At 63.0% G+C, this 23,795-nt stretch carries 33 protein-coding genes and 2 tRNA genes; 13 read left to right on the top strand and 22 right to left on the bottom strand.

Annotation, left to right across the window (positions count from 1 at the left end; genetic code table 11):
* The first annotated feature begins 50 nt into the window (after window positions 1-50).
* From SZ63_RS08670 to SZ63_RS08660, 3 genes are all read left to right on the top strand, one after another.
* Complete coding sequence (locus SZ63_RS08670; RefSeq protein ID WP_048184314.1) at window positions 51-338, top strand: thioredoxin family protein; 288 nt, start codon at window positions 51-53, stop codon at window positions 336-338.
* Window positions 335-985, top strand: a complete 651-nt coding sequence (npdG, locus tag SZ63_RS08665) for an NADPH-dependent F420 reductase (protein ID WP_048184312.1) — start codon at window positions 335-337, stop codon at window positions 983-985. The genes SZ63_RS08670 and npdG overlap by 4 nt, the downstream gene beginning before the upstream one ends.
* A 437-nt stretch (window positions 986-1,422) precedes the next feature.
* A complete protein-coding gene (locus tag SZ63_RS08660; RefSeq protein ID WP_048184310.1) occupies window positions 1,423-1,965 on the top strand; it encodes an aldolase in 543 nt (180 codons plus the stop codon).
* On the opposite strand, the gene aglJ is transcribed toward SZ63_RS08660, so the two are convergent.
* A complete protein-coding gene (gene aglJ / locus SZ63_RS08655) occupies window positions 1,936-2,862 on the bottom strand; it encodes an S-layer glycoprotein N-glycosyltransferase AglJ (RefSeq protein WP_048184309.1) in 927 nt (308 codons plus the stop codon). The two genes, SZ63_RS08660 and aglJ, sit on opposite strands and share 30 nt — an antisense overlap.
* Before the next feature lie 39 nt (window positions 2,863-2,901).
* Here aglJ and SZ63_RS08650 point away from each other — a divergent pair, with 39 nt between their 5' ends.
* Window positions 2,902-3,495, top strand: a complete 594-nt coding sequence (locus SZ63_RS08650; RefSeq protein ID WP_048184307.1) for an endonuclease dU — start codon at window positions 2,902-2,904, stop codon at window positions 3,493-3,495.
* Here the strand turns inward: SZ63_RS08650 and SZ63_RS08645 are convergent.
* Genes SZ63_RS08645 through SZ63_RS08635 form a run of 3 tightly spaced genes read right to left on the bottom strand, consistent with a single transcriptional unit; the run spans window position 3,454 to window position 5,456 of the window.
* Window positions 3,454-3,915 (bottom strand): universal stress protein, encoded by a 462-nt coding sequence (locus SZ63_RS08645; RefSeq protein WP_048184305.1) that lies wholly within the window; start codon window positions 3,913-3,915, stop codon window positions 3,454-3,456. The two genes, SZ63_RS08650 and SZ63_RS08645, sit on opposite strands and share 42 nt — an antisense overlap.
* A gap of 55 nt (window positions 3,916-3,970) precedes the next feature.
* The gene (locus SZ63_RS08640; RefSeq protein WP_241481297.1) at window positions 3,971-4,486 is read right to left on the bottom strand and encodes a type IV pilin; all 516 of its coding nucleotides are present in this window, start codon (window positions 4,484-4,486) and stop codon (window positions 3,971-3,973) included.
* A gap of 58 nt (window positions 4,487-4,544) precedes the next feature.
* Window positions 4,545-5,456 carry a hypothetical protein gene (locus SZ63_RS08635; RefSeq protein WP_156168457.1) on the bottom strand — a complete coding sequence of 304 codons (912 nt, stop codon included), beginning with the start codon at window positions 5,454-5,456 and terminating at the stop codon, window positions 4,545-4,547.
* 434 nt (window positions 5,457-5,890) lie between these two features.
* On the opposite strand from SZ63_RS08635, the gene SZ63_RS08630 reads away from it, so the two are divergent.
* A complete protein-coding gene (locus tag SZ63_RS08630; RefSeq protein WP_048184300.1) occupies window positions 5,891-6,829 on the top strand; it encodes a radical SAM protein in 939 nt (312 codons plus the stop codon).
* A 68-nt stretch (window positions 6,830-6,897) separates the two neighbouring features.
* The gene (locus SZ63_RS08625; protein ID WP_048184658.1) at window positions 6,898-7,617 is read left to right on the top strand and encodes a PP2C family protein-serine/threonine phosphatase; all 720 of its coding nucleotides are present in this window, start codon (window positions 6,898-6,900) and stop codon (window positions 7,615-7,617) included.
* A gap of 133 nt (window positions 7,618-7,750) precedes the next feature.
* Here the strand turns inward: SZ63_RS08625 and SZ63_RS08620 are convergent, their stop codons facing one another.
* The 4 genes from SZ63_RS08620 to SZ63_RS08605 form a co-directional block, all read right to left on the bottom strand.
* Window positions 7,751-8,410, bottom strand: coding sequence for a HEAT repeat domain-containing protein (locus SZ63_RS08620; protein WP_082122724.1), 660 nt, complete (start codon window positions 8,408-8,410; stop codon window positions 7,751-7,753).
* A 121-nt stretch (window positions 8,411-8,531) separates the two neighbouring features.
* Window positions 8,532-8,657 (bottom strand): hypothetical protein, encoded by a 126-nt coding sequence (locus tag SZ63_RS13255; protein WP_277619448.1) that lies wholly within the window; start codon window positions 8,655-8,657, stop codon window positions 8,532-8,534.
* A 221-nt stretch (window positions 8,658-8,878) separates the two neighbouring features.
* Window positions 8,879-8,951: transfer RNA gene (locus SZ63_RS08610), tRNA-Asp, on the bottom strand.
* Window positions 8,952-8,969: 18 nt separating this feature from the next.
* Window positions 8,970-9,076 (bottom strand) — tRNA-Tyr (locus SZ63_RS08605).
* Between the two features lie 147 nt (window positions 9,077-9,223).
* Here SZ63_RS08605 and SZ63_RS08600 point away from each other — a divergent pair.
* The gene (locus SZ63_RS08600) at window positions 9,224-10,762 is read left to right on the top strand and encodes a 2-isopropylmalate synthase (RefSeq protein ID WP_048184296.1); all 1,539 of its coding nucleotides are present in this window, start codon (window positions 9,224-9,226) and stop codon (window positions 10,760-10,762) included.
* A gap of 272 nt (window positions 10,763-11,034) precedes the next feature.
* Here the strand turns inward: SZ63_RS08600 and SZ63_RS08595 are convergent, their stop codons facing one another.
* The 12 genes from SZ63_RS08595 to SZ63_RS08540 all read right to left on the bottom strand — a co-directional run bounded on the left by SZ63_RS08595 (window position 11,035) and on the right by SZ63_RS08540 (window position 18,209).
* The gene (locus tag SZ63_RS08595) at window positions 11,035-11,400 is read right to left on the bottom strand and encodes a prefoldin subunit beta (RefSeq protein WP_048184653.1); all 366 of its coding nucleotides are present in this window, start codon (window positions 11,398-11,400) and stop codon (window positions 11,035-11,037) included.
* A 146-nt stretch (window positions 11,401-11,546) separates the two neighbouring features.
* Complete coding sequence (locus SZ63_RS08590) at window positions 11,547-11,801, bottom strand: KEOPS complex subunit Pcc1 (protein WP_048184294.1); 255 nt, start codon at window positions 11,799-11,801, stop codon at window positions 11,547-11,549.
* Window positions 11,798-12,202: a Brix domain-containing protein gene (locus tag SZ63_RS08585; protein WP_048184292.1), complete on the bottom strand. Its 405-nt coding sequence runs from the start codon at window positions 12,200-12,202 to the stop codon at window positions 11,798-11,800. The genes SZ63_RS08590 and SZ63_RS08585 overlap by 4 nt, the downstream gene beginning before the upstream one ends.
* On the bottom strand, window positions 12,199-12,330 hold the full coding sequence (locus SZ63_RS12760) for a DNA-directed RNA polymerase subunit P (protein ID WP_011844513.1): 132 nt from the start codon (window positions 12,328-12,330) through the stop codon (window positions 12,199-12,201). The genes SZ63_RS08585 and SZ63_RS12760 overlap by 4 nt, the downstream gene beginning before the upstream one ends.
* A gap of 6 nt (window positions 12,331-12,336) precedes the next feature.
* The gene (locus SZ63_RS08580; RefSeq protein WP_048184290.1) at window positions 12,337-12,627 is read right to left on the bottom strand and encodes a 50S ribosomal protein L37ae; all 291 of its coding nucleotides are present in this window, start codon (window positions 12,625-12,627) and stop codon (window positions 12,337-12,339) included.
* A gap of 55 nt (window positions 12,628-12,682) precedes the next feature.
* Entirely contained in the window at window positions 12,683-13,384 is a 702-nt protein-coding gene (locus SZ63_RS08575; RefSeq protein WP_048184651.1) for a ribosome assembly factor SBDS, read from the bottom strand.
* Window positions 13,385-13,395: 11 nt separating this feature from the next.
* The gene (gene psmA, locus SZ63_RS08570; RefSeq protein WP_048184288.1) at window positions 13,396-14,118 is read right to left on the bottom strand and encodes an archaeal proteasome endopeptidase complex subunit alpha; all 723 of its coding nucleotides are present in this window, start codon (window positions 14,116-14,118) and stop codon (window positions 13,396-13,398) included.
* The gene (locus SZ63_RS08565; RefSeq protein WP_048184286.1) at window positions 14,118-14,600 is read right to left on the bottom strand and encodes an Rpp14/Pop5 family protein; all 483 of its coding nucleotides are present in this window, start codon (window positions 14,598-14,600) and stop codon (window positions 14,118-14,120) included. Before SZ63_RS08565 ends, psmA begins: the two co-directional genes overlap by 1 nt.
* Window positions 14,597-15,241 carry an RNase P subunit p30 family protein gene (locus SZ63_RS08560; protein ID WP_048184284.1) on the bottom strand — a complete coding sequence of 215 codons (645 nt, stop codon included), beginning with the start codon at window positions 15,239-15,241 and terminating at the stop codon, window positions 14,597-14,599. Before SZ63_RS08560 ends, SZ63_RS08565 begins: the two co-directional genes overlap by 4 nt.
* Before the next feature lie 30 nt (window positions 15,242-15,271).
* Window positions 15,272-15,862 (bottom strand): 50S ribosomal protein L15e, encoded by a 591-nt coding sequence (locus tag SZ63_RS08555; protein ID WP_048184282.1) that lies wholly within the window; start codon window positions 15,860-15,862, stop codon window positions 15,272-15,274.
* Window positions 15,863-16,252: 390 nt separating this feature from the next.
* Window positions 16,253-16,747, bottom strand: a complete 495-nt coding sequence (gene moaC / locus SZ63_RS08545; protein ID WP_048184279.1) for a cyclic pyranopterin monophosphate synthase MoaC — start codon at window positions 16,745-16,747, stop codon at window positions 16,253-16,255.
* A gap of 58 nt (window positions 16,748-16,805) precedes the next feature.
* Window positions 16,806-18,209 (bottom strand): NAD(P)H-hydrate dehydratase, encoded by a 1,404-nt coding sequence (locus SZ63_RS08540; protein ID WP_082122723.1) that lies wholly within the window; start codon window positions 18,207-18,209, stop codon window positions 16,806-16,808.
* A 297-nt stretch (window positions 18,210-18,506) separates the two neighbouring features.
* Between SZ63_RS08540 and SZ63_RS08535 the strand changes: the two genes are divergently transcribed.
* Genes SZ63_RS08535 through SZ63_RS08520 form a run of 4 tightly spaced genes read left to right on the top strand, consistent with a single transcriptional unit; the run spans window position 18,507 to window position 21,391 of the window.
* Window positions 18,507-19,904: a DHHA1 domain-containing protein gene (locus tag SZ63_RS08535; protein WP_048184649.1), complete on the top strand. Its 1,398-nt coding sequence runs from the start codon at window positions 18,507-18,509 to the stop codon at window positions 19,902-19,904.
* The gene (locus tag SZ63_RS08530; protein WP_048184274.1) at window positions 19,849-20,346 is read left to right on the top strand and encodes a PUA domain-containing protein; all 498 of its coding nucleotides are present in this window, start codon (window positions 19,849-19,851) and stop codon (window positions 20,344-20,346) included. The genes SZ63_RS08535 and SZ63_RS08530 overlap by 56 nt, the downstream gene beginning before the upstream one ends.
* Entirely contained in the window at window positions 20,328-20,669 is a 342-nt protein-coding gene (locus tag SZ63_RS08525; protein ID WP_048184272.1) for a nascent polypeptide-associated complex protein, read from the top strand. The genes SZ63_RS08530 and SZ63_RS08525 overlap by 19 nt, the downstream gene beginning before the upstream one ends.
* Window positions 20,666-21,391, top strand: a complete 726-nt coding sequence (locus tag SZ63_RS08520; protein WP_048184271.1) for a methyltransferase domain-containing protein — start codon at window positions 20,666-20,668, stop codon at window positions 21,389-21,391. Before SZ63_RS08525 ends, SZ63_RS08520 begins: the two co-directional genes overlap by 4 nt.
* Before the next feature lie 2 nt (window positions 21,392-21,393).
* Here SZ63_RS08520 and SZ63_RS08515 read toward each other — a convergent pair whose 3' ends face one another.
* Entirely contained in the window at window positions 21,394-21,582 is a 189-nt protein-coding gene (locus tag SZ63_RS08515) for a hypothetical protein (protein WP_048184270.1), read from the bottom strand.
* A 183-nt stretch (window positions 21,583-21,765) separates the two neighbouring features.
* On the opposite strand from SZ63_RS08515, the gene pyrB reads away from it, so the two are divergent.
* Together pyrB and pyrI are read left to right on the top strand one after the other, a co-directional pair.
* Window positions 21,766-22,662 carry an aspartate carbamoyltransferase gene (gene pyrB, locus SZ63_RS08510; protein WP_048184269.1) on the top strand — a complete coding sequence of 299 codons (897 nt, stop codon included), beginning with the start codon at window positions 21,766-21,768 and terminating at the stop codon, window positions 22,660-22,662.
* Window positions 22,659-23,126, top strand: a complete 468-nt coding sequence (gene pyrI, locus SZ63_RS08505; RefSeq protein ID WP_048184268.1) for an aspartate carbamoyltransferase regulatory subunit — start codon at window positions 22,659-22,661, stop codon at window positions 23,124-23,126. The genes pyrB and pyrI overlap by 4 nt, the downstream gene beginning before the upstream one ends.
* Here pyrI and SZ63_RS08500 read toward each other — a convergent pair.
* A complete protein-coding gene (locus SZ63_RS08500; protein ID WP_048184267.1) occupies window positions 23,119-23,577 on the bottom strand; it encodes a phosphopantetheine adenylyltransferase in 459 nt (152 codons plus the stop codon). The genes pyrI and SZ63_RS08500 overlap by 8 nt on opposite strands.
* Window positions 23,578-23,795: the final 218 nt, after the last annotated feature.

Below are 23,795 nucleotides of genomic sequence, written 5' to 3'. Positions count from 1 at the left end.
CAACCTTTATTGCCCCGTTCACACACAATGTTTGAACGGGGTACAGCCTTATGGGAAAACCGGTTTTAATGGATTTTTTCGCCGAGTGGTGCGGTCCGTGCCACCAGCAGACACCGATCATCGATGAGCTCAAAGCAAAGATGGGCGACCGGGTCGACATCCAGAAGATCGACGTCGGCGTCGACTCCGAGCAGACACGGCAGTATGCCGCCAGATACGACATCCAGTTCGTACCTACGCTCGTCATCGAGAAAGACGGGCAACTCGTCCGGAAGCTGGTGGGCGTCCAGGACCTCGGCACGCTTGAAAACATCTTAAAACCGCTGGTGGAGCAGTGAAGATCGGGATCGTCGGGGGAACCGGCGACATCGGGGAAGGCATGGCGCTCCGGCTCTCGCCGAAGTACGACGTGATCGTGGGATCGCGTGAGGAAGTAAAGGCGGTCGCGACCTGCGAGACGTGCCGGGAGACCCTGGAGGTGCAGGGAATGGAGTGCAGCCTCGTCGGCGTGACCAACCAGCGTGCGGTCGATGAGGCGGATATTGTCGTCCTTGCGATACCCTTCAAGCACGTGGCTCCCACCCTGAACACCATGACCGGGTTTGAGGACAAGATCGTCGTCAGCCCCGTCAACCCGATCGAGCGGACGACCCACTTCTACTACGCTCCTCCGCCGGAGGGCTCGGCGGCGATGATGATCAAGGGGATGCTCCCCGAAAGCGCGACCGTCTGCGCCGCGTTCAACAACATCGCCGCGAACAAGTGGAAGATGCTCGAAGAAGAACTGGACTACTCGGTCGCCGTCTGTTGCGACGACGACGGTGCGAAGCAGAAGGTCATGGAGATCGTGGACAACGTTCCGAGCCTCCGCGCCTACGACGCGGGGCCCCTTGCAGCCGCATCCATCGTCGAGAGCGTGACGCCGCTCCTCCTCAACATCGCCCGGTTCAACAAACTGCGGGACGTCGGCGTGAAGTTTGTATAATTTTCTTTTGTTCGGGAGGGGTTTATGGCTCGGAACCCGTGCCTGGCCCCAGAAGCCGAAAATCTTTGAAACCTTCCTCCTACGAAGATCAGCTTAGATCTCGGAAGTTCTGTTAATCCTGTCCCCGGATACGGCTTTCCAGTGGATCGCGTAACTCGCAGCCTGCAGCGCTCGAACTCCGCTCCGAGTGTTTACGCAGCAAACCCGGTACAGTGGACCGTGGGGGTATCGGTGTACGGGTGTGAGCACCCACAGGCCAGAGGCCAGAGTTCGAGCACCGAGAACGATGCCTCCCAGATTTGACATTTCTACAACCCTTTCTTAATTCATACTTGACCGTCCAAACCCATACCGCCACCCCGCCCCCGTGCCCCAAGCGGCATGCACATATCCCGGAGTACGCCAAACCATTCTGTACAAAGATCAGGGTGCCGAGAATGCTGGATCGGGAGTTCGAACGGATCGGAAAGCGGCTCTTTCTGGAAGGGCTCGTCGGAGCGAATTTCGGGAACATGAGCGTTCGGGGACAGGGCGGCTTTAACATCACCCGGACCGGCGCATACCTCGACGCGAGGGAGATGCCCGCCTTTGTGCCGGACGCGGGGGACGCCCCGCGCGAAGCCTCGAGCGAGTACCGCGTCCACCGGGCGGTCTACCGCGAGACGCCGCACTCTGCGATCGTCCACGCCCACCCGGTTCACGCCGTCGCCGCCTCGCTCGATACCGACCTCGTCCGGCCGGCCGACAGCGAAGGAGGGATGCTCTGCCCGACGATCCCGGTCGTCACCGGGAACCCCGGGACCGACGAGATAGCAGAGAATGTCGCCGGGGCGCTCCGGAGCGGCCATATCGTCATCGTCAGGGGGCACGGGACGTTTGCAGCCGGAAAAACGCTCGACGAGGCGTATATCTACACCTCGATCGCCGAGTACGCCTGCCGGATTCTCTTCTTATCGGGGAGGCTTCGGGGGGTTCTGTAACTGCTCGATCTGGCGGGTGGTCTCGCGGTGAAACCCGAGCAGCATGTCGCTGATCACGCCGAACATGAAGATCTGAAAACCCATCGTGATCAAAAGGACCGTGAGAATGGTGAGCGGCAGGTGCTCGATGTTCTTGAGCCACTCGAGGACGACGTAGACGCCGATGACGCCCCCGATGAGCGATATGAAGAGGCCGATGATCCCGAAGTAAAAGATCGGGTTGTTCATCTTCGCGAGCCGGTATATCGTCGAGAAGATCCTGAGACCGTCCTGGAACGGGTTCAGTTTCGTGACGGTGCCGGGCCTTGCCAGGTACCGGACCGGGACGACCGTGACCTGCTGCCCGTTCCTCACCGCCTCGACCGCCATCTCCGTCTCGATCTCGAACCCCGCCTCCTTGAGAGTCATCTGCCGGATCGACTGGAGAGTAAAGGCGCGGTAGCCGGAGAGGATATCGCTGAGGTCCTTCCCGTGCGCTATCCGAAACATCACGTTGAGGAGCTGGTTGCCGAGGAGGTTCAACCGCGTGAACGCTCCATTTTCGGGATTGGCGAGGCGATCGCCGATGACGTGATCGAATCCCCGGCCGAGGGGTTCGAGCATCTTCTCCGCGTCGTCCGGCGAGTAGGTGCCGTCGCCGTCGAGCATGAGCACGTAGGGCTTGTCGATGATATCCACGGCCTCGATGATGGCGTTGCCCTTTCCCTTCCCCGTCTGGCTCCGGACAACCGCTCCCGCGGCCCGCGCGATATCGGGTGTGTTATCGGTGCTGTTCCCGTCCATGACGAGGACGTGGGGAAAACCGCGCTGTCGGAAACCTTCGACCAGCTCGCCGATCGTCGGGGCCTCGTTTAACGTTGGGATGAAGATACAGACCTCATCTCGCTCGACGCTCATTGGTGTACTATATCCGATTGAGCAACATAAGGACTTCGCATGCACGTAGCCAAATCGGGGCTCCGTGCTCTCGGTATCGCCGAGAGTTATTCGGGGCGGGAGGAGTCCACCCTTGCCGGCGTCGTCATGCGAAAGGACCTCCGGATCGACGGAGCGGCCTTCGCCCGGGTGACCGTCGGCGGATCGGATGCCACCGATGCGGTCGTCCGGCTCTTCACCCGTCTCGCCCGACGGGACATCAACCTCCTGATGATCGGCGGGAGCGTCATCGCCTGGTACAACATCATCGACCCGGCGGCGGTGCACGAGGCGACCGGTCTTCCCGTCATCGTCGCCACCTACGAGGAGTCGGAGGGGCTCGACGAGGATATCCGCCGCCACTTCCCGGGTGACGTCGAGAGGCTCGCGGCATACCGGAGGCTCGGCGACCGGCTTCCCGTCCGGCTGCGTTCCGGGTATACGCTTTTTGTCCGCTCATGCGGCATCTCCCCGGAGGACGCCGCAAGACTCTGCAACGACTTCACGTACGAAGGGAGGGTGCCCGAACCCATCCGGGTGGCGCGGCTCGTCGCCCGCGGCATCGTCCGATCTTCAGGATGCGTCGGGTTCGCCCCTGACGACCATGACCGTTGACGCCGCATGGTCGACGACGTAGGAACTGGTGCTCCCGAGAAAGAAGCGGCCGAGCCGGCCCTTGCCGTGCGACCCGACCACGGTCAGGTCGGCACCGAGTTCCCGTGCCAGCGCCATGATCTCCGCTCCCGGGTGCCCCCAGCGCTTGTGGGCGGTGAGCGGGACACCGGCGGCGGCAGCCCTTTGCTCCGCATCGGCGAGGATCTCGTCGGCCTCCCGGTCGAGCGCATCGAGAAGCGCCTGCTGGGCGATATCGGGAGGTTCTAGCTGGTCGAGGGTCAGCGAGGGATACGTGGCGGTCTGAACGACGTGTACGGCATGCACGGAGGCCTCCATGGCGCGGGCGACGGCCAGGGTCTCTTCGAGCGCCCGGTGGCCGATCTCCGATCCGTCGACCGCCACGAGAATTGATTTGAACATAACAGTCTTTAGAAGCGTTCCGATACAAAAACATGGTCTTCGGGAACGACGTATCTCATGCCCTCATCGTGTGTTTCGAGATTATCCTCCCGCTGCGTTTATCAACTACCTGCAGAGTGACCTCTGCGCCCGGGTAGAAGGTTCCGTCGGAGAGATCCGCCGTCATCGTCTCGCCCGGGTTCCAGAAAGGGGTGCGGCACCCCTCGCCGCTGAGGGTCTTTACCCCGTAGTGGTGCGACGGAATGAGAAGATGACCGTTTAAGGTATGGACGATGCAGGCCCTGTAACCATTCACGTAGAAGACCGCCCTCAGGCAATCGTTCTCGTATACCGTGCTCCCGTTGTTCTTGAGGGTGACCCTGCTTGCATAGGTCAGCGTTCCGGTACCTGTGCTGACGTGGGAGATCTCGGTGATGATGATCGGCGGCTGCGGTTCGACCCACGAACCGGCGGGGAGCATCGAAAGCAGTATCAGCAGAAGAATCGCGGCGAGAATGACGGTGACCGCAACCATCAGAAGCACGCCGTGCGTGTCCGAAAGAGCGGTCTCGCCTTTGGAGGTCCGCCTCACCAGGGCTGCCGGTGAGCCGGAGGGATGCGTCCTCCGTGCTGCACCGGACAATCGGCTTCTATCCGCCGTATGGCATCCCGTATGTCTGCGCTAAATTCCGGTAACGCCCGTAGTTGTATGAGTCGAGTTTGGGGCCCATGCCCCGTATCCTGTTCCACTCGACGGCATCGGCGTGCTCGCGCCAGATGCTCTCGAAGGAATCTCCTTCGGCTATGACGAAGACTTTCGGGTTCGACGTCAGTTTCTTCCCGGCATCCCCGTATTCACCTCCGGCATCGGTCGGAATGGCCGGCACCGTGGTCTCGATGAACGCGTACCCCGTGTCCCGGTAGCAGTACTGGTCGGGAGCCCTGATGCCCACGGCCATATGGCTCTCCTGCTCGAATTCGAAGAGCGCGACGCCGTACCCCAGGTCACGAAGAATGTACGCGAGCAGGAGCGACTTCTCGTCGCAGTCCCCGTCCTGGTGGTAGAGCACGTGGTACGGGTACTTGGCCGCCGTATCGAACGAGTAATCGGCGTAAGGGATCTGCTGCACCATGCTGATCGCGGTACGCACCTGGTTGTCGGGTTCGGACTCGGCAGCCCGGATGTTGCCGGCCAGCGGCTTGAGGTAGCGGTCCTGGACGCTTTCATTGATGAACTGGATCCAGTAATCGCGTTCGATGCGGAACGGGGTAGGATACTTCGTGGACAGATAGTCGTTTACACCCCGGTAGGCATCGAACCGGATCGAACCCGGCTTGCCGCGGAGGACATACGGGCAGTTGATGGTCTTTGGTCCTTTCTCCAGGGTCTCGTTGGAGATCTCCGGTGAACTGAGGCCCGACGCTTCAAGCGTCCCGGTGACCGTCGTTCCTACCGACGAAACGATCTGCCCGCCCCAGATGGCGGCTATGCCGATGATGACGAGAATAACGATCACAGCCCCGATAGGGAATTTGCGCGGATGGTAAGGGTCGCCTGACATACGATGATAAATTCATTACCAAATATATAAATATTTTCAAAATTATTCGATGCCGAGGAGGGAGATACGGAGATTGTAATCCGTGAAACCGGCGGTACGGGGCTTACGCCGGATCGAGAGGAGCCGCCGGGAAGATCGGATCTCGGGGATTTGCGGCCCCGGATTATCAGGAAAGGCGGAATCGCCCCATCGACAGGGCTCGCTACGGACCGCTCGCCGTCCCTCGCGGGGAACGACCGGCCAGGTGGCAGGAGTCGAAGCACCAGAGGTGCGTCCGGGGAGCGCAGATCGCGAGCTGCAGGAACCGCAGGCCTCCGCAGGGGGCACCGGACCCCCGGCGCCCGGATGATACGGCCCGAAGATCCGTCTTGAGGCTGTGTTCCTCCGCAGGCTCCGGGGACAAACTTTCTTCTTCTCCGCACCCAGGGAGGATCATGGCCGAAGCGGAACGAACACAACTGCCCGGATACGTGCGCCTATCCCGGAGCGGCGAACTGGAGGAGCGGGCACGGCGAGCGTACGAGGTGCTTCGCGAATGCGTCGTCTGCCCCCAGGAGTGCCGCGTGAACCGTATCGAGGACGAGGAGGGGTTCTGCCGGACCGGCCTTTCGCCACGGGTCTCGAGTTACAGCCCGCATTTCGGGGAAGAGCCTCCGCTTGTCGGGAGAAACGGTTCGGGAACGATATTCTTCGCGGGCTGCAACATGCGGTGCGAGTTCTGCCAGAACTACGAGATCAGCCAGTGCGGGGTCGGCTACGCTGTCTCGTGCGAGGACCTCGCCGCGATCATGCTCCGCCTGCAGGAACGCGGGTGCCACAACATCAATTTTGTCTCCCCCTCGCACGTCGTCCCCCAGATCCTTCGTGCGGTCGCCATCGCCGCCCCCCGGGGCCTCGACATCCCGCTGGTCTACAACAGCGGCGGCTACGACTCCGTGGAGACCCTGCGGCTCCTCGACGGCGTCATCGACATCTACATGCCGGACGCGAAGTACGGGCGGGACGACGTGGCGCTGGAACTCTCCCACGCCCCCGGCTACACCGGCCGCATGCAGGCCGCACTAAAGGAGATGCACCGGCAGGTCGGCGACCTCGAGGTCAGGGACGGTGTTGCGGTGCGGGGGATGATCATCAGGCACCTGGTGCTCCCGGGGAACCTTGCAAACAGCGAGATGGTGATGAAGTTCATCGCGGAGGAGATCTCGCGCGACTCCTACGTGAACGTCATGGCCCAGTATCACCCGGCATGGAGGGCAGCTGAGGGAGGGAGGAGTCCGGCGCTTGCGGCGCTGCAGCGCCCGATAACGGCGCGGGAGTACCGTTACGCCGTCAGCTGCGCAAAGGAGAACGGCCTCACCCGGGGGTTCCCGTGAGGGGCAGACGGGAGACCCCGCCACCAAAAGACTATCCGCTCGAACGGAGAGTAAACTCTGGAGTGCAGGTGAGAAGAGAGGCAGGGCTCCGGTACGCGGCGCTGACCGATACCGGAAAGCGGGAGCAGAACGAGGACGCGTATTTCGCCGGCCGGATGAACGGGTATCACCTCTTCGCCGTCGCGGACGGTCTCGGGGGGCATGCCCGCGGAGAGGTTGCGAGCAGGATGGCGATCGGGATGCTTGCGGAGGCTGCAGGCAGGGAACTCACGGAGAGCGAACCCGCCGAAATGCTCGAACGCGCGTTTCAGCGTATCAACTCCGTAATTTTTGCGTATAATAGCGATAACGCCCTGAACGCGGGGACAACACTCTCGGCGGCGGTCGTCGACGGGCCGGGCAGATGCTGGATCGGCACGGTGGGCGACAGCAGGACGCATATCGTCACGCCCTCCTCCGTCTGGCATACGCGCGACCAGACTTACGTCCAGAGCCTGGTCGAATCGGGGACCATCTCCCCGGCCGAGGCGCTGCTCCACCCGCGAAAGAACGTTCTGACCCAGGCGCTCGGCCTCTCGGCCCGGGTACGGATCGACCTCGATGTCGCGGAACTCGCCGGGGGAGTTCTCCTGATCAGTTCGGACGGGCTGCACGATTACGTCCCGGAGAACGTCATCCGTGAGATCGTGCTCGAAAACGATCCCGCTACGGCATGCCGGAGATTGATCGATGCCGCCAGGGACGCAGCGAGCACCGACAATACCACGGTGATCGTCGCTAAAGGGTGATCGCCGGCCCGCTCGCACCTGCGATGCTCCAACTCCGGACTCAAAGCCTGACGGCTTCTCATGCTCCGGACGTCCCGTCCGTCGCACCCTACGGCCCGTTGTAGTCGCACCTGCGGTGCTCCTGCTCCGCCCCTCACGGGGCATCGCAACTCGCACCTGCGGTGCTCCAACTCCGGCCGCTCGCTACGCTCCCGCCCGTCGTTACTCGCACCTGCGGTGCTCCAACTCCGTACTCGCACCTGCGGTGCTCCAACTCCGGCCGCTCGCTACGCTCCCGCCCGTCGTTACCAGCATCGCGGAGCGCCTCAAGGATCGCCGCCCGGACGGCGTCCGTCGTCTCGCCTTTGAGACCCTCGCGAAGCGCTAAAACGGCCTCCTCGCCGCCGATCGCCCCGAGGGATCGGGCGGCGCTCCGTCGCACGAACTCGTTCTCGTCGTTTCGCATCCGCCCGAGCCGCTCGACCGCCCGGGGATCGCCGAGCAGCCCGAGTCCTTTCGCCGCCATGTAGCGGACGTGATCCTTCTCATCGTCGAGGGCGGCAACAAGGGGCGCATACGCCCGGGGATCGCCGAGCAGCCCGAGGGCCTCCGCCGCACGATAGCGCACCCTCCAGTCGCCGTCCGATAGCAGGGCAATGCAGGCGGGCACGGCCGGTTTTCCAATCGCCGCGAGCCCGTGCATCGCTTCCGCCCGCACACCTTTGTCCGTGTCCGATAGCCTTGAGATGAGAACCTGCAGGTCCCGGCTGTTCAAACGATCATCTTCCGGTTCGGGGGGTATACTCTGAGTCATGGTACCGTCACATCCGCGGTGTAAGCCGGGACGTAGATAAACGTTGAAGCGGCTGCGTAATAAGTTCTCAGGAACGCCGGAACTCTCTGCAGGCACCGAATCCCGGCGGCAGCCCCTGCCGTCAGAGACCCGATGCGTAGAGGGCCAGGCCTGCAAAGATAAGAACGAGGATACCGGTCCCGAAGATGAGCGTCCCCAGAATGTCGAACACAGGATCGCTCGCGATCCATTTTCCCAGAGCGTGCATGAGAACGGATACCTCATCAAGGTATATATATTTTACTCGGAGGATAAAAATAACATTTAACATATAATGGTTGTCCAACACCGATACGTCCGGAATTTCTGTATTGCCGGATTATCGACAAAATCAGGGGGCGACAGGGTTATTCCCGGCAGCACGTGAGTTAGGTGTTCCACGGCCGGAGGAACGGCTGCGCTAAAGGCTTGAAAAGTGAAAGAAAGTGACGCCCAGGACGGAATTCGAATCCGTGTCGACGGCGTGACAGGCCGTCATGATAGGCCACTACACTACCTGGGCACTCAATGTTCGGGGTGATCCCGCCTCCCGGATTCGAACCGGGGACATCGCGGTAGCCGCGCAGTTCGCCCGAGAGCGAAGACCATACTACAGCCGCGCACTCTACCAGTCTGAGTTAAGGCGGGTCTCTGCTCTAATAATGTTAGATAGAGTTGTTATTAAATATTTCGCAGAATTTGCGAGGAACGGTGCAACACGGACGTTATTCTTTATATACAACCTCGGATAACGAGTAAGTATGAACCCTACAAACGCTGAAGCACGCAGGAACGCTGAAGCGTACTGTCTTCTTCACCGATAGCCGTGCGAAAAAGAACGTCACTGTTTTCGACACCACACTGCGCGACGGTGAACAAACTCCGGGCATCTCATTCACGCTCGAAGAGAAACTCGGTATTGCAGAACAGCTCTCCGGAATAGGAGTCCACGCCATCGAAGCGGGCTTTCCCGCATCCTCGGATGCCGAACGCGAGATAGTCCGGGCCATCACGAATCTCGGGCTCTCCGCACAGGTCTGCGGCCTTGCGCGATCGCTCCGGGCCGATGTGGATGCGTGCATCGACTGCGGCGTCGACATGGTCCACGTCTTCATCCCGACCTCCGACGTCCAGCGCGAGTACACCATCAAAAAGACCCGCGAGCAGGTCCTCGAGGCAACCGGCGATATCATCGCGTATGCGCGCGACCACGTCGACCGGTGCATGTTCTCCGCGATGGACGCCACGAGAACCGACTGGGATTACCTGATGGAGGTATACCGTGTTGCGGTGGACGCCGGAGCGACGATCATCAACGTGCCCGACACGGTCGGGGTGATCACCCCGACGGCCATGAAGCACCTCATCGAGCGGATCGACCGCGAGGTGAACTGCCCGATCGACGTCCACTGCCACAATGACTTCGGGCTTGCGGTGGCGAACACCATCGCGGCGGTCGAGGCAGGCGCCTCCCAGGTGCAGGTGACGGTGAACGGCCTCGGCGAACGGGCGGGCAACGCCGATCTCGCGCAGACGGTGATGGCGCTCTCGTCCATCTACGGTATCGATACCGGCATCCGGACGACCGGCCTCGTCGAGACCTCACGGCTCGTCGCCCGCTACGCAGGGATGAGCATCCCGGCAACGCACCCGATCGTCGGCGAGAACGCCTTTGCCCACGAGAGCGGGATCCACTCCCACGGCGTCATCACCCGGTCGGACACGTTCGAGCCGGGGATCATGACGCCGGAGATGGTCGGACACCGGCGCAGGCTGAAACTCGGCAAACACGCCGGGAGGCATGCGGTCAAGCAGATGCTTGCCGAGGTGCACATGGAGCCCGCCGACGAACAGATCGACGAGATCGTCCTCCGGGTGAAGGCGATTGCCGGCAAGGGCAAACGGGTGACGGACGCGGACCTCTACGAGATCGCGGAGAGCGTCATGCAGCTCGCGCCCGACGAGAAGACCCTGGAGCTCCAGGACGTCGCCATCATGACCGGCAACCACGTCATCCCGACGGCGAGCGTCAGGGCGACGGTCGACGGAGTCGAGCACACCTTCTCGAGCATCGGCAACGGCCCGGTGGACGCGGCCGTGCGGGCGATCCTCGGGATCATCCCCGCCCCGGTTCAACTCAAGGAGTTCAACATCGAGGCGATCTCCGGGGGCACCGATGCTCTCGGGCACGTCACCATCGCCGTAGAGGACGAGCGGGGCCGGGTCTTCGATGCCAGCGCCTCGAGCGACGACATCATCCTTGCGTCGGTCGAAGCGGTGATCACCGCGATCAACCTCGTCTGCCGGACGCAGAAACTCGACCGCGAGGAGTGAGCGACTCACTCCTTTTTCGGGTCAACCTCTGGATAAGCCCGGTTACCCATAGAGGTCTCCGGATTATCCATACATCACCAAAGTCGAATCATCGGTGATGTGGCCTCGCGCGAAGACGCGAAGGCGCGAAGTCTGGATGGGCATTGACAACCTCCTTCGCGTTCTTCGCACCTGTGGTGCTCAAACTCCGGGCGTTCCGCCCATCGCTCTTCGCGGCTTCGCGTGAGTCAGAGAGAATTTCAAGAAAGGCCTTTTTCAAAAAAGTTGACGGATCAGGCGGGGCCGGGAGGCTGCTGTTTGCCCTCCAGCGCTCCCCTGATCTGCGAGGATAACTGCTCGAACCTGCCCTGCAACGCCTTCTCCTGCTTCTCGAGCGACTTGACGCGGAGATCGAGCGTCTCGATACGCTCGTTTAAGGACGCGAGCACCTGCTCCTTGCTCTTCTGCATCATGACGCTGCCGACGTTCATGAAGACCGCCGCATCCTCGGGGACGTCGGCCAGGTCCTCGACCGCGCGCCGGGCTTCGCGGATTGTCAGTTCATACTGCGCTTTCTGCGATACCACGGTCTGGAGCTGCTGCTGCATCTGCTGGAGCATCGCCAGCTGGTTCTGTACTTTTGGCGGGATGTTTTCCATATTCATCTACTCCTCGACGAAGATCGGTAACAATATTTCGGGTGGCGGACAGCGGCCTTCCCGGCACCCTGCCCTTTCTCTACATGATAGGGGCGTGAAGGCCTTTAAATGTGAGGGTTCAAAGGAGGGGTTCCCGTCTCGCTCCCCTACGGGGCCGCACCGGACGGGACGGCAAGTTCCCGCATCTCGACGGCTATGGTGATCAGCCGCAGCCAGGTGTTCAGGGCCGCCCGGAGCGCGGGTATATCGGAGGCGGTCACCTCGAGGACGAGCGTATCGTCGTCCGCGAGCCCGACCCGGACGGACGACCGCTCGCCCACGTCGCCCATCTCCTGGCAGACGGAGAGGTAGAGGGCACGGGCATCGGGGGTCGCGAACCGGAAACGAGCGGTATGCGTCATGGGGCCACCTTCAGGGTGTAGCGTTTCCGCTGCGTTCCGTCAAAGACGATACGGTGTCCCGTAAGGGACTCCCCGGCAAACACGACGTCGACGTGATCCTTGAGCGCCTCGTACACGGGGCGATCCGAGACGAAGAGCCCGCGGGCGATCGCTCCGGGCCGCTCTTCGACGGCAAACGACCCGACACGGATCTCTGCCGCAGGCTCTCCGTCGTCATACACCTGAATCAGAAAAAAAGGGCCGGATTTCGAGACGACCAGAACCGATCCGTCAAGGGCAAAAAGGTCGCCCATGCCCGCTTTGCCGCGGGTGACGTATCCGGCGCCGATCGAGAACGCCAGATCCCGCGCAAGGGTGCGCACCTCGGGAGCGGGTTTGCGTGACGTCGTGACGACCGTCATCGAGCCTTCAGATCTTTTATTCCGGCTCCGCGCTCCTTGAAGAGGATGCGGTGCCCACAGTAGGGACAGCGTATATTGACGTCGATTTCCACTTTTTGTTTACAGCGAGCGCACTTATAGGCAGCCACGACCGATTAACCCTCCTTCTGCAGCGACCGCTCGATGCTCCGCGCGGCGACGCGCATCGCCGGCGTCTCCGGGACATAGCTGCCGCCTGCAAACTTGAACCCGCACTTGCGGCACGTCCAGATGCCTGTTCCCTCACGCTTGACCGCTTTCTGGTCGCAGCGGGGGCACGCGTGGCTCGCGCGGGAGACCGTCTCGATCTGGTTGACTCTCTTCCGGATAAACCGGCCGTACCTCGGGCCGAAACGCCCGGAACTTCCGACTACCCTGCCCTTTGCACTCTGTTTGCGACTTGCCATTTCGCGTACCTCTTGTATGTCCTCTAATTTTTGTGCTGTCGATTAATATAGTTACTCACGACATCCGTTCGACGATCCGGGTCTCCGCATTCCCCTTGGAAACCTTGTTGACCAGGTCATAGAACTCTTCCTGGATGCCCGCCGGAATTTTGACGACGGCGATCCAGGATCCGTCCTTCTGCCACTCTTCCCGCTCGAGCGATCCTGCGGTCGTGATCTCGTAGGCTCTCGCGGCATAATCCGCCGGGATCTTCACGGCGATCCGGATCTCCTCGAACCGGATGGGGAGGAGCGGGCGGAGCGCCTTGACCACCTCTTTGACCTGCTCCTCGACGGACTTGAAGGGGTCGATGCTCACCCGCGCCTCTTCCATCGCAAGCTCGATGCGCTGCGGCGGGTGGGGGAACCCGGACTGCGGGTTGACGGCGTTCCTCGCGATGAACGTGATGACCCGGTTCCGCTTCTCCGCGATGAGGTGCCGGCGCTGCTCCGCCGTAAGATGGATCTCGCCCTTCTGGATGATCCGGAGTGCCGCCTGCTCGAACTCGGTCGTCTTGAAGACCTTCAGGAGAGCCTCCTCGGAGGCCCGTTCCGCATGGGCGGCGTTCGAAAAGATGGAATCGGCGGCGACGACATCCTCCAGGTCGATCGATTCGCCCTGCCGGATACGCATGGCCTGGTTGGGGTCGACAAGGACCTCGAACCGTTCTCCGTAGCTTTCAAGCCGCGCTACTACTGCCTGGTCGAGAGGAATCATACGGATGACGCTCACTCTTCGAACTGGTCGACGTAGGCCTTTACCTCATCCTTCTCCAGCTTCCGGAACTCCCCGGTCTCGATGGAGACGACGCCGATCTCGATGGCGCTCACGTCGAGTTTGCCCTCCGTCGCGGCGTGCAGGGCCTTGATTCCGAGCCTGATGGCGCCGGAGAAGTCAGCATCCTCCTGGTACTCGTCCTCGAAGGTCTTCATGACCGCAGGACGTCCGGTTCCGATTCCGGTCGCCTTGTACTCGAGCAGCGTGCCGCTCGGATCGGTCTCGAAGAGCCGGGCCTCCCCGTCGCTGACTCCTGCGATCAGGAGAGCGGTTCCGTAGGGGCGTGCACCGCCGAACTGGGTGTAGGTCTGCATGTGGTCGCAGAGTTTTTTCGCGAGGATCTCGACGTTTATCGGCTCGTTGTAGGAGACGCGGTTGATCTGGGACTCAACCCGCGCCCGGTCCACGAGAGATCGCGCATCGCCGACGAGGCCGGAGGACGCAACGCCGATATGCGCGTCGATCTTGAAGATCTTCTCGATAGAAACCGGTTCGAGGAGGCGGGACGTCACCCTTTTATCGACGATCAGCACGACGCCTTCGCTGCACTTGATTCCAACGGCCGTCGTGCCCCGTTTCACCGCTTCTCTGGCGTACTCGACCTGGTAAAGCCTTCCGTCCGGGCTGAACACCGTGATTGCCCGGTCATATCCCATCTGATATTGTGGTTGCATTATCGTTCCTCCAAATCGGCTTCGGTGAAAAACAATGACTTCTGATGCTTAATACCTTTTTCAACCAAATCAACCTTTTGACGCGGATAGCGATAGACCGCGAAATAAGTTTCCCCGACCTTCACTTCCTCGTCCCCGGCGAGATGCCGGATCGGTTTCATCCGGCGCCGCAGTGCGTGAATCGTCCCCGAGGTGGCGACCGTCCGGAGCGCGATCCGCTCGTCGGCGACCGAGGTGACCGTTGCAAGCGCGACGGCAACATCCTTCTCCGTTCCCCGCCGGCACCGGACGACGACGTATCCCCCTTCACAGAAGACCACCGCGGGCTGCGCAAGACCGGCGGCCGCATCGCCGAGGAGCGAGGTCGCGGCCTCGATGACCGAGAAGTACAACTGTCTCTGGTCTACCTGCGCCCTGTAGGGAAGGAGCCGCGCCAGGATGTAGCGCCGCTTCGTCCGCATAGCCGGGGGTCTCGGCCTCATTCGACCACCCTCACGGGCCGGTGCGGCTCGATGATCCGGCCGACGGACGAGAGCGCTTCGGTCACTTCCGCCCCGGTCATGCCGAAGAGTGAGCAGAGACCGCGGATCTCGCGAACCGACCGCTGCCCGAGTATCGAGCGGGCATCGGACGATATCGTCAGTGGAAAGCCGTATCGCCGCTGCAGCGAGAGGACGTCCGCATACCGCTGCAGCGCCCTCTGGCGCTTCGTCCCGCGGAGGTGAACGATGGGGGCCATCGAGATGTCCACCGCCACGCCCTGTTCCGCCGCCGTCCGTGCGGCGACGTGGTCGAATGCGTTTCTCCTGGTGGCGTGGATGCTCCTGACGACGTTCACCTCTTTGATGGAGACGACCGCCCGGTTGAAGGCGATCTCCCCGGCGTCGACGTAGACGACGTCGGCCCGCCGGACGGCGGGATCGCGCACCCTCTTTAAGACCTCCTTTACGGACGCAGCACCGATCACGGCACCCCGGAGAACCTCGACGCCGGAAGACCGACAGACGGCATCTCCGATAGCGACGGCGCTATCGAACCCGAGCCCTGCCGCCTCGAGCGCCATCCGCGCAACCGTCGAGTCACCGGCAGGATAGGGATGTATACCGGCATCTGTGATCTTCATCGTGGGTAGGCCGTATGAAAAAAGGAGTATTTATTTGCCGCGGTTCGCGTGAGAACGGATGCTCGGGCGGGTCTTCTCGGTTCCACGCCCGCGCGTCCGCATCCCGCGCCCCTTTATGCCGGCGGAAGTCTTGCCGCGCTCCGCCCGGCCCCGGTGAACCGGGTTCGCCAGCCACGCGAGGTTGCGGTCGCTCTTGATCGACGGGTGGTGCCCGTCGACCATGATGACCTCGAACCACTTGGAGCGGCCGTCCTCACCGACCCAGTAGGAGTTCAGGGCTTCCATGTTCGGGAACTTGCGGGATGCGCGCTCCTCGGCCATGCGCTGCAGGCTCTTTGCGGGAGTCAGCCGGCGCATGCCCATGCGTGCGGATCTGCGCCCGCGGGTGTACCGGGGCTTCCTCCGGCCGCCGCGGCGAATCTTGACCCGCACGACGACGATTCCCTGCTTGGCCTTGTAGCCGAGCGACCGGGCCCGGTCGATCCGGGTCGGGTGCTCCACGCGCACGATACTTCCCTCGCGCCGCCAGGTCTGGAGCCGCTCCCAGAGGAGGGCTTTCACTTCCGACCGGTCGGGCCGCTTCCATGCCTCGCGTACGTAGGCATACATCGATTTTGCCATGTTTAGAATCACCTCAGGTTCAGCGTTTCCGCCACATTCCTTTTCGGGACGTATCCCGTGGTTCCTAACAGGTTGACGGGAGCACAAATAAAGGATTCCCCCAGGGTCCCGCGCCCACCGGGGGCTCCGGTATATTGACCCTCCTTGTTCTGGTATTTCACCTCACGCGAAGAGCGCGAAGCCGCGAAGCGCGACTGGCCGAAGGGCAGGGGCATGAGAAACCCAAAGGGTTTCGAAGTGCGATCTCCCTGTAGGGGAGGGAGGGTGAGAAGCATCAGACTTCTCAGGGAATCCGCCAACAGCCAACCGATCTTCGCGTTCTTCGCGGCTTCGCGCGATGCCGGATCCTTCACACGAAGGGGCATGTGGGAAGATCGATCCCGCAGTGCCCTACACGCCCTTGCGTTTCTCCACGACGCGGATGGCATCCATCCGGGTGACCGGGTACTGCCCGTTCTCGTCTTTCTCCGCCGACTTGACCATGTCCCAGACGGTGAGAAGGGCGACGGAGACGCCGGTGAGCGCTTCCATCTCGACGCCCGTCCTCCCGTAGGACCTGACGCGGGCGGTCGCCTCGATGTAGCCGTCGCCCTCCTCGAAGTCGACGGTGATGCCCCCGAGCGGTATGGGGTGGCACATGGGGATGAGGCGCGGCGTATCTTTCACCGCAAGGGTTGCCGCCACCCGTGCGGTCGCTAAAACGTTGCCCTTGACCGCGGTTCCTTCCCGGATGGCGCGGAGCGTCTCGTCCCGGAGGTAGATCCTGCCGCTCGCAACCGCTTCCCGGACAACCTCGGATTTTGCCGAGATGTCCACCATCTGTGCGCGGTCGTTCTCGATGTGGGTGAAGACCGGGGTCTTGCCGTGTTCGCCGGACTCGCTCATGTGTATCGCAGGAGATCTTCTCTCTGTTAAGGGATAAAAGAAGGCGGCTTAAGGCAGTTCATTCGGATGCGGAGCGCCGGAAGAGGATTTCCGGGATGTGGTCGGGCATATCGGTCGCGAGCATGCCCTCCCCCCGCTCCTCCGCGGCGAGCATGCCGGCCCTGCCGTTTACGTACGCGGCGAGGCAGGCGGCCTCGAACGCAGGGAGGTGGCAGAAGAGCGCGCCCGCGATGCCGGCTAAGAGGTCGCCCGTCCCCCCGGTGGTCATGGCGGGAGTTCCGGTCCGGTTGAACCGGACCCGCGACCCGTCGGATACGACGTCGACCGGGCCTTTGAGCAGGATGGTCCCCGCCGTCGCGGCGGCCTTCACGCACCGGCCGCGCGCCGCAAGGTCCGCCGGGGGCTCCGCGCCGGTCATCCGGGCGAATTCGCCCGCGTGCGGGGTGTAGATCGTCTTCCTCGCCGCCGGGAGGGGCAGGGCGAGCGCGTCGGCATCGAAGACCGCCTTCTCCGCCGCCTCCGCGACGGCGAGCACGACGTCGTGGCTCTCCTTCCCGAGGCCCATGCCGCAGACGACGACGTCCGCCCGGTCGACGAGGGAGAGGATCGTCTCCAGGTGGTCGGCGGTGATCGCCTTCCCCTCCAGCCGCTCGTAGATCAGGTCGGGCATGGGGACGTACGCGGGGGAGGCGACCCGCACGATATCGGCCCCGGCGCGGAGCGCCCCTATCGCCGCGATGTAGGGCGCCCCCTGGTAGGGTCCGCCCCCGACGACGAGCACCTCGCCGCCGGCGCCTTTGTGGGCGCCGGATGCCCGGGCCGGGACGAGCGTGAGGTCTCCGGGGCCGGTGAATATCTCCGCCTCGAGCGGGATGCCGATATCCGCGACGTCCGCGCCCTCCACCTTCGGCCGATGGAACGAGAGGATCCGGCTCGCACGGATGCCGGGGGTGGGGATGTCGACGGCGACGACCGGGACGCCGCTCGCGTTCGCCCGGGCAGCGAGGGACGCGAGCGGCTCCCGAACCGCGCCCGACGCTCCGGTGCCGAGCATGGCGTCGACGATGATGTCTGTTTCGTCAAACAGGCGGGAGACCGCCTCGACGTCCGCGGCGCACCGGACGGGGTGAAGGGCGACGGAGCAGTGCCGGAGGAGAGCGAGCTCTGCGGCGGCGGAGGCAGTCGTCGAACCGCAGTCGGGGTAGACGACGTCGACCGAATCAAGGTGCTGGAGGTAACGGGCCGCCACCATCCCGTCGCCGCCGTTGTTCCCCCTCCCGCAGAGAACGAGGACGCGGGAGGGACCGCGGGCGAGGACGGCATCCGCGACCGCCCGGCCGGCGCACTCCATCATCAAAAGCGACGGCTGGCCGAGCGCGACGGCGTTTCCCTCGACCGCCCGCATCCGGGCGGCGTCGATCACACCGGTCTCCAGAAACTCCCGCATATTGTTTGACGTCACGTACCGCCCCTCCAGGAGTGTTGCCTGAATGGTGCTATGGCGTTTCTTTCATAGATAGTTTTTGAGTTGCAGGAACGGAGCTTGAGCACCGAAAGGTTGCGAAGATAGTGCGGGGGCAGCAATGAAGTCTCACGCGAAGACGCGAAGAACGCGAAGGCGACCGCCAACACAAGCACTCACTTCGCGGCTTCGCGTGAGGTAATGCGGCATTTCAAAGGCGTGAGACGATGTGGTATGTGCAAAAAGATGGCCTGGCCCCCATGCATTATTGACCTTTCACCACCCACTACTATGGAGATGAGCCTCGAGAACGATGTGCGGAGAGCGGCGGATCTGATCTGCGATGCGGAGTCGGTGACGATCGTCTCCCACATCGACGCCGACGGCATCAGCACGGAGGCGATCCTCGCGCAGGCGCTCACCCGCGAGGGCATGCCGGTCGAATCCGTCTTCGTCCGCCAGCTCGAGCCGATGGCGATGCGCCACGTCCCAAAGGACGGCTCCCTGAAACTCTTCGCCGACCTCGGGGCCGGGCAGCAGAACCTCCTCGAGGAGCACGGCCTTTCTGCCGACGAAGTCCTGATCCTGGATCACCACGTCGGCCAGCCCTGCGGCACGGCCTACCCCCAGGTGAACTGCCTCGATCACGGTATCAGCCGGATGAGCGCCGCCGGGATCGCGTACCTGGTCGCGAAGGCGATCGACCAGACAGGCATCGACCTCGCGAAACTCGCCGTCGTCGGGAACGTCGGGGACATGATGGCCCGGGAGAACTGCGGGCTGGTCGGCCCGGCACGCGAGATCGTCCGGGACGGCGTGGAGTACGGCAACATCGTCGTGCAGGACCATGACCTGAACTGTTACGGGACCTCCACCCGCCCGGTCCACGTCTGCCTCGGCTACTGCGACGACCCCTACATCGACGGGATCTCGAACAACACGAACGCAGCGCTCCGGTTCCTCGAGCGGCTCGGCGTCGAACTGAAGAACCCGCGGGGCGGGTGGCTCGTCTGGGAAGAACTCCCGTTCGAGGACCGGCGCACGATCATCAGCGCCCTCGCCCAGCAGCTCATCGCCCACGGGAGGGAGACCGACCGCCTGCTCGCCGAGACCTACATCTTCCCCGACGAGCCGGAGCGGACGCCGCTCCGGAACGCCTCCGAGTACGCCACCCTCCTGAACGCCTGCGGCCGGTGGGCGAAACCCCGGATAGGAAGCAGCATCTGCCGCGGGGAGCGCGGGGAGGCCTACCGCGACGCGGAGCACATGCTCGCCCACCACCGGTCGGTCATCCGCGACCTGCTCCAGTACATCCTCGATGCCGGGGTGACCGAACTCTCGCACCTCCAGTATGTCCACACCGGCGACCGGTTCCCCGACACCATCGTCGGGATCGGGGCGGGGATGGCGCTCTCCAAGCTGAACTGGAAGAAGCCCATGATGGTGCTCGCCGCGATGGTGGACGAGCCGGAGGTGACGAAGGTCTCGATGCGAACGAACGAGTGGGCGCTCGGCCGCGGGGCCGATCTCTGCGAGGCGCTCATCGAGGCGGCCGCCGGAGTGGGCGGCGCAGGCGGCGGGCACCGGATCGCCGCCGGGGCATTCATCCCCCACGACACAGAAGAGGAGTTTGTTGATAGTGTCAACCGAATACTCAAACGACAGTTCGCTCCGGCGGATCCGGACGATAGCTGACTTCCAGTTCGGCGCCGGGGCCGGAACCGCGATCTTCCCCGACGAGTGCACCTTCCAGTTCTCCACGACCGGGCGCATCCGCCAGGTCCGGCTCGGGAAGGCGAGGCTTGCGACCGTTCGCGCGCAGGACGGCCGCCTGACCCTCGGAATAGCCGCAGCGGCGCGGCTCGCCGCCCATCTCGCCCCCCCGGCCTACCGGGTGGCGGTGCAGGAGGACGTGGCGCCGTTCGTCGCGGACGGGAAGAACGCGATGGCGAAGCACGTCGTCGTTGCCGACGAGGGCATCCGCGCCGGCGACGAGGTGCTGGTGGTGACCGGCGACGACGTGCTCCTCGCCACCGGGGCGGCTTTGCTCTCCGGGCGGGAGATGCTGGCATTTAATTACGGTGTAGCGGTAAAAGTACGGCAGGGGAGAGGATCCGAATGTTTCCAGGAAAGATAAACCCGAAAAAGATGAAGCAGATGATGAAGCAGATGGGCATGGAGATGGAAGAGCTCGAGGGCGTAGAGAAGATCGTCATCTACACGCCCGCGGGAAACTACGTCTTTGACGATGCCCAGGTCGTCGCGACCACCATGCAGGGGGTCACCTCCTACCAGATCACGGGGGAGGCCCGGTTCGAGGAGGCCGTCCCGGAGATCCCCGACGACGACGTCGCCCTCGTCGCATCGCAGGCCGGGGCAACCGAGGAGGCCGCACGGGCGGCGCTCGTCGAGACCCGCGGCGATATCGCCGAAGCGATCCTGAAACTTGCGCAGCAATGATCGGGACAGGCGAACGTCTTCTGCTTGTCGGTGAAGACCGCGAGTACTTCGTGACGGCGGGCGAAGGAAAGTTCTCCACCGACCGGGGGATGATCGATCTCGGGGCCCTCGCAGGCATGAACTCCGGGGACGAGGTCCGGACCCACCTCGATATCCCGTTCACCGTGCTCCGCCCCCGGCCGACCGATTTCTTCGTCCATGCAAAACGGAGCGGGGCGCCCATGCTCCCCAAGGACATCGGCATGGTGATCGCCTACACGGGGATGAACCGCGACGACCGTGTCCTCGACGCCGGAACCGGGAGCGGGGTCGCCGCAATCTACTTCGGGAGCATCGCCCGCAGCGTGAAGACCTACGAGGTGCGCCCGGAGTTCGCGAGACTCGCGGAGAAGAACATCAGAAACGCCCGCCTCGAGAACGTCGAGGTGGTCGCTGCCGATATGCTCGAAGCGGCCGGCGAGTTCGACGTCGTGCACCTCGATCTCACGATAACGCCGGCGCACGTGGAGCACGCCTTCTCGCTCCTTACCCCCGGCGGCTATCTCTCCTGCTACACGCCGTTCCTCGAGCACACCTTCGTCGCGCTCGATGCCGCAACGCCGCTCTTTCGGGACGTCCACTGCTACGAGTGCATGGAACGGGAACTGACGCGCTCCGCCCGGGGAACCCGCCCGTCAACCAGGGTCGGCCACAGCGGCTACATTACGGTCGCGCGAAAATAGAGTTAGTATTCCTTCAGCGGCCGTTCCCACCCGGTGTAGCCGCAGTAGATACAGCAGTCCCCGTCGCAGTGCCTGCACTTCTGCGCAGGCTGCGGCACCATCACGGTGCCTTTTTTGTTGCAGTACATGCACCCGATCCCCCCGCAGTGGCAGCAGACTTCGGGTGCGTACTCTGCATTCTCTTCTGACATGCGCTTATTCTCCAGAAATAGTATGAGGCGGGCGAAGGTGACAAAGGTTGTCATGGAGGTAGGGCACGCACCCGAAAAAAAGGTATTTAGTGGGTGCGCGGCGAACCACTATTCAGGAGAGAAGAGGGACGAAACAATCCGGGCGCCCGCGCCGGATTGAAAGCCCCGGAAGGTAGCCGCACGATGTACCACATTATCTCGATCCGCGATTTTGAAAGGAGCGAACTCGATTACCTGCTTGATCGGGCGCAGGAGTTCGATACCGGCACGTACCGGCCCGGAATGCTTGACGACAAACTCGTGGCGCTTCTCTTCTTCGAGCCCAGCACCAGAACAAGGATGTCGTTTGCGACGGCCATGGCCCGGCTCGGCGGGAAGTCGATCAGCGTCGACTCCGTGGAGGCGAGTTCCATCGTCAAGGGAGAGACGCTCGCAGATACCATCCGGGTGATAAGCAGTTACGTGGACGCCATCGTGCTCCGCCACCCGAAGGAGGGGGCGGCCAGGCTCGCAAGCGAGTTCGCCACGGTGCCGGTCATCAACGCCGGCGACGGCGCGGGGCAGCACCCGAGCCAGACGCTGCTCGACCTCTACACCATCAGGCAGTCGATGCCGGTCGACGGGATCGACGTCGGGTTGCTCGGGGATCTCCGCTACGGCAGGACAGCGCACTCGCTGGCGCTCGCCCTCTCCCTCTACGGCGTCACGCTGCACACGATTGCACCGGGAGGACTCGAGATGCCGGCAAACATAGCCCTCGAACTTCGGGAGCGCGGCATGGAGGTCGTCGAGCACGAGAACGTCGAGGAGGCGATCCGGGAACTCGACGTCCTCTACGTGACGAGAATCCAGCGCGAACGGTTCCCGGACTCGGCATCCTACTACAACGTCGCGTCCAGTTACCGGATCACGACCGATCTTCTCGACGGCGTGAAAGAGCGGCTGATGATCCTCCACCCCCTCCCGCGCGCGGGTGAGATCGACCCGGCGGTGGACCGCACGCCGTATGCGCGCTACTTCGAGCAGGCGAGGAACGGCGTGCCTATCCGGATGGCGCTCCTTCACGAGGTGATGAAGTGACCAGAAAAGACCCGTCGGGCGGGCTGCTCGTCAGCCCCATCAAGAACGGCACCGTCATCGACCATATTACAGCCGGCGAGGCGCTGAACGTCCTGCGGATCCTCGGCATCACCGGGTCGACCCGGGAATGTCTGAGCATCGCGACGAACGTCGAGAGCAAGCGGATGGGGAAGAAGGATATCGTCAAGATAGAGAATCGCGAGCTCCGCACGGAGGAGGTCGACCGGATCGCCCTGCTTGCGCCGCAGGCGAAGATCAACATCATCCGCGACTACAAGGTCGTGGAGAAGAAGGGCGTGGAGATCCCGGAGGTCATCAGGGGCGTGGTCAGGTGCCCGAACCCCGGCTGCATCACGAATACGAACGAGCCTGTCGCGAGCACGTTCGAAGTGCTCGACAAGGGGCTGCACTGCCTCTACTGCGACTGGCTGATCAAGGACGATATCGCGAACCACATCATCTGATCAGACGTCCGTGCCGGTCGATCTCACCCCGGCAGATCCGGGTGCTCGAGATCCGCCGGCCGTCCTCGGCGAGGACGCACGAGATCTCGTGAAGATCCACTTTTCTCTTCCCACGCTCGCGCCGGAGTTCGTTGATCTCCACGGCGACCGGGAAGGTCTCCTCGGAGACGACGAGAATATCGAAGTCCGCATCGAGGGCGCTGCCGTAGCGGTCGGCGAGCGGTTCGACCTTCCACGTTGCGGTGTAGCCGTGTTCGCGGATAAACAACGTGATGTTTTCAAGCCGTTTTTCGTAGGAGTGGACGGGGTGCACCTTTGCACCGGCAAACTCCTCGGTCGTCAACCCGATGGTCACCTCTCCATCGGGCCCGGCAAGTTCGAAGGAACGGGCGAGGAGTTTCCGGTGCCCGGCATGCAGGGGATCGAACGTCCCCCCGACCATCACTTTCATCCAGAGGCGTTTGCCGCGAGGGGTTTTATGGGTAGTGATCGGCGGTGGGGTGGGTGAGGGGTTTCAGGTAGGCGGACGAGGAACCGCAGGACCAGGCACCTGGCATCTCCGGTGCTCGTGCTCCGGTCCTTACAAACCATCGCGCTTCAGACAGTCGTTCCTACCGGAACATCGTTCTCCGGTGCTCGTGTTCCTGCCCTTCAAATCTGCTAATTCCT

Origin of the sequence: Methanoculleus sediminis, from assembly GCF_001017125.1 — an archaeon.
Lineage (GTDB): Archaea > Halobacteriota > Methanomicrobia > Methanomicrobiales > Methanoculleaceae > Methanoculleus > Methanoculleus sediminis.
Note: the sequence above shows the minus strand (reverse complement) of the source record. Positions and strands in the feature narration are given on the sequence as shown.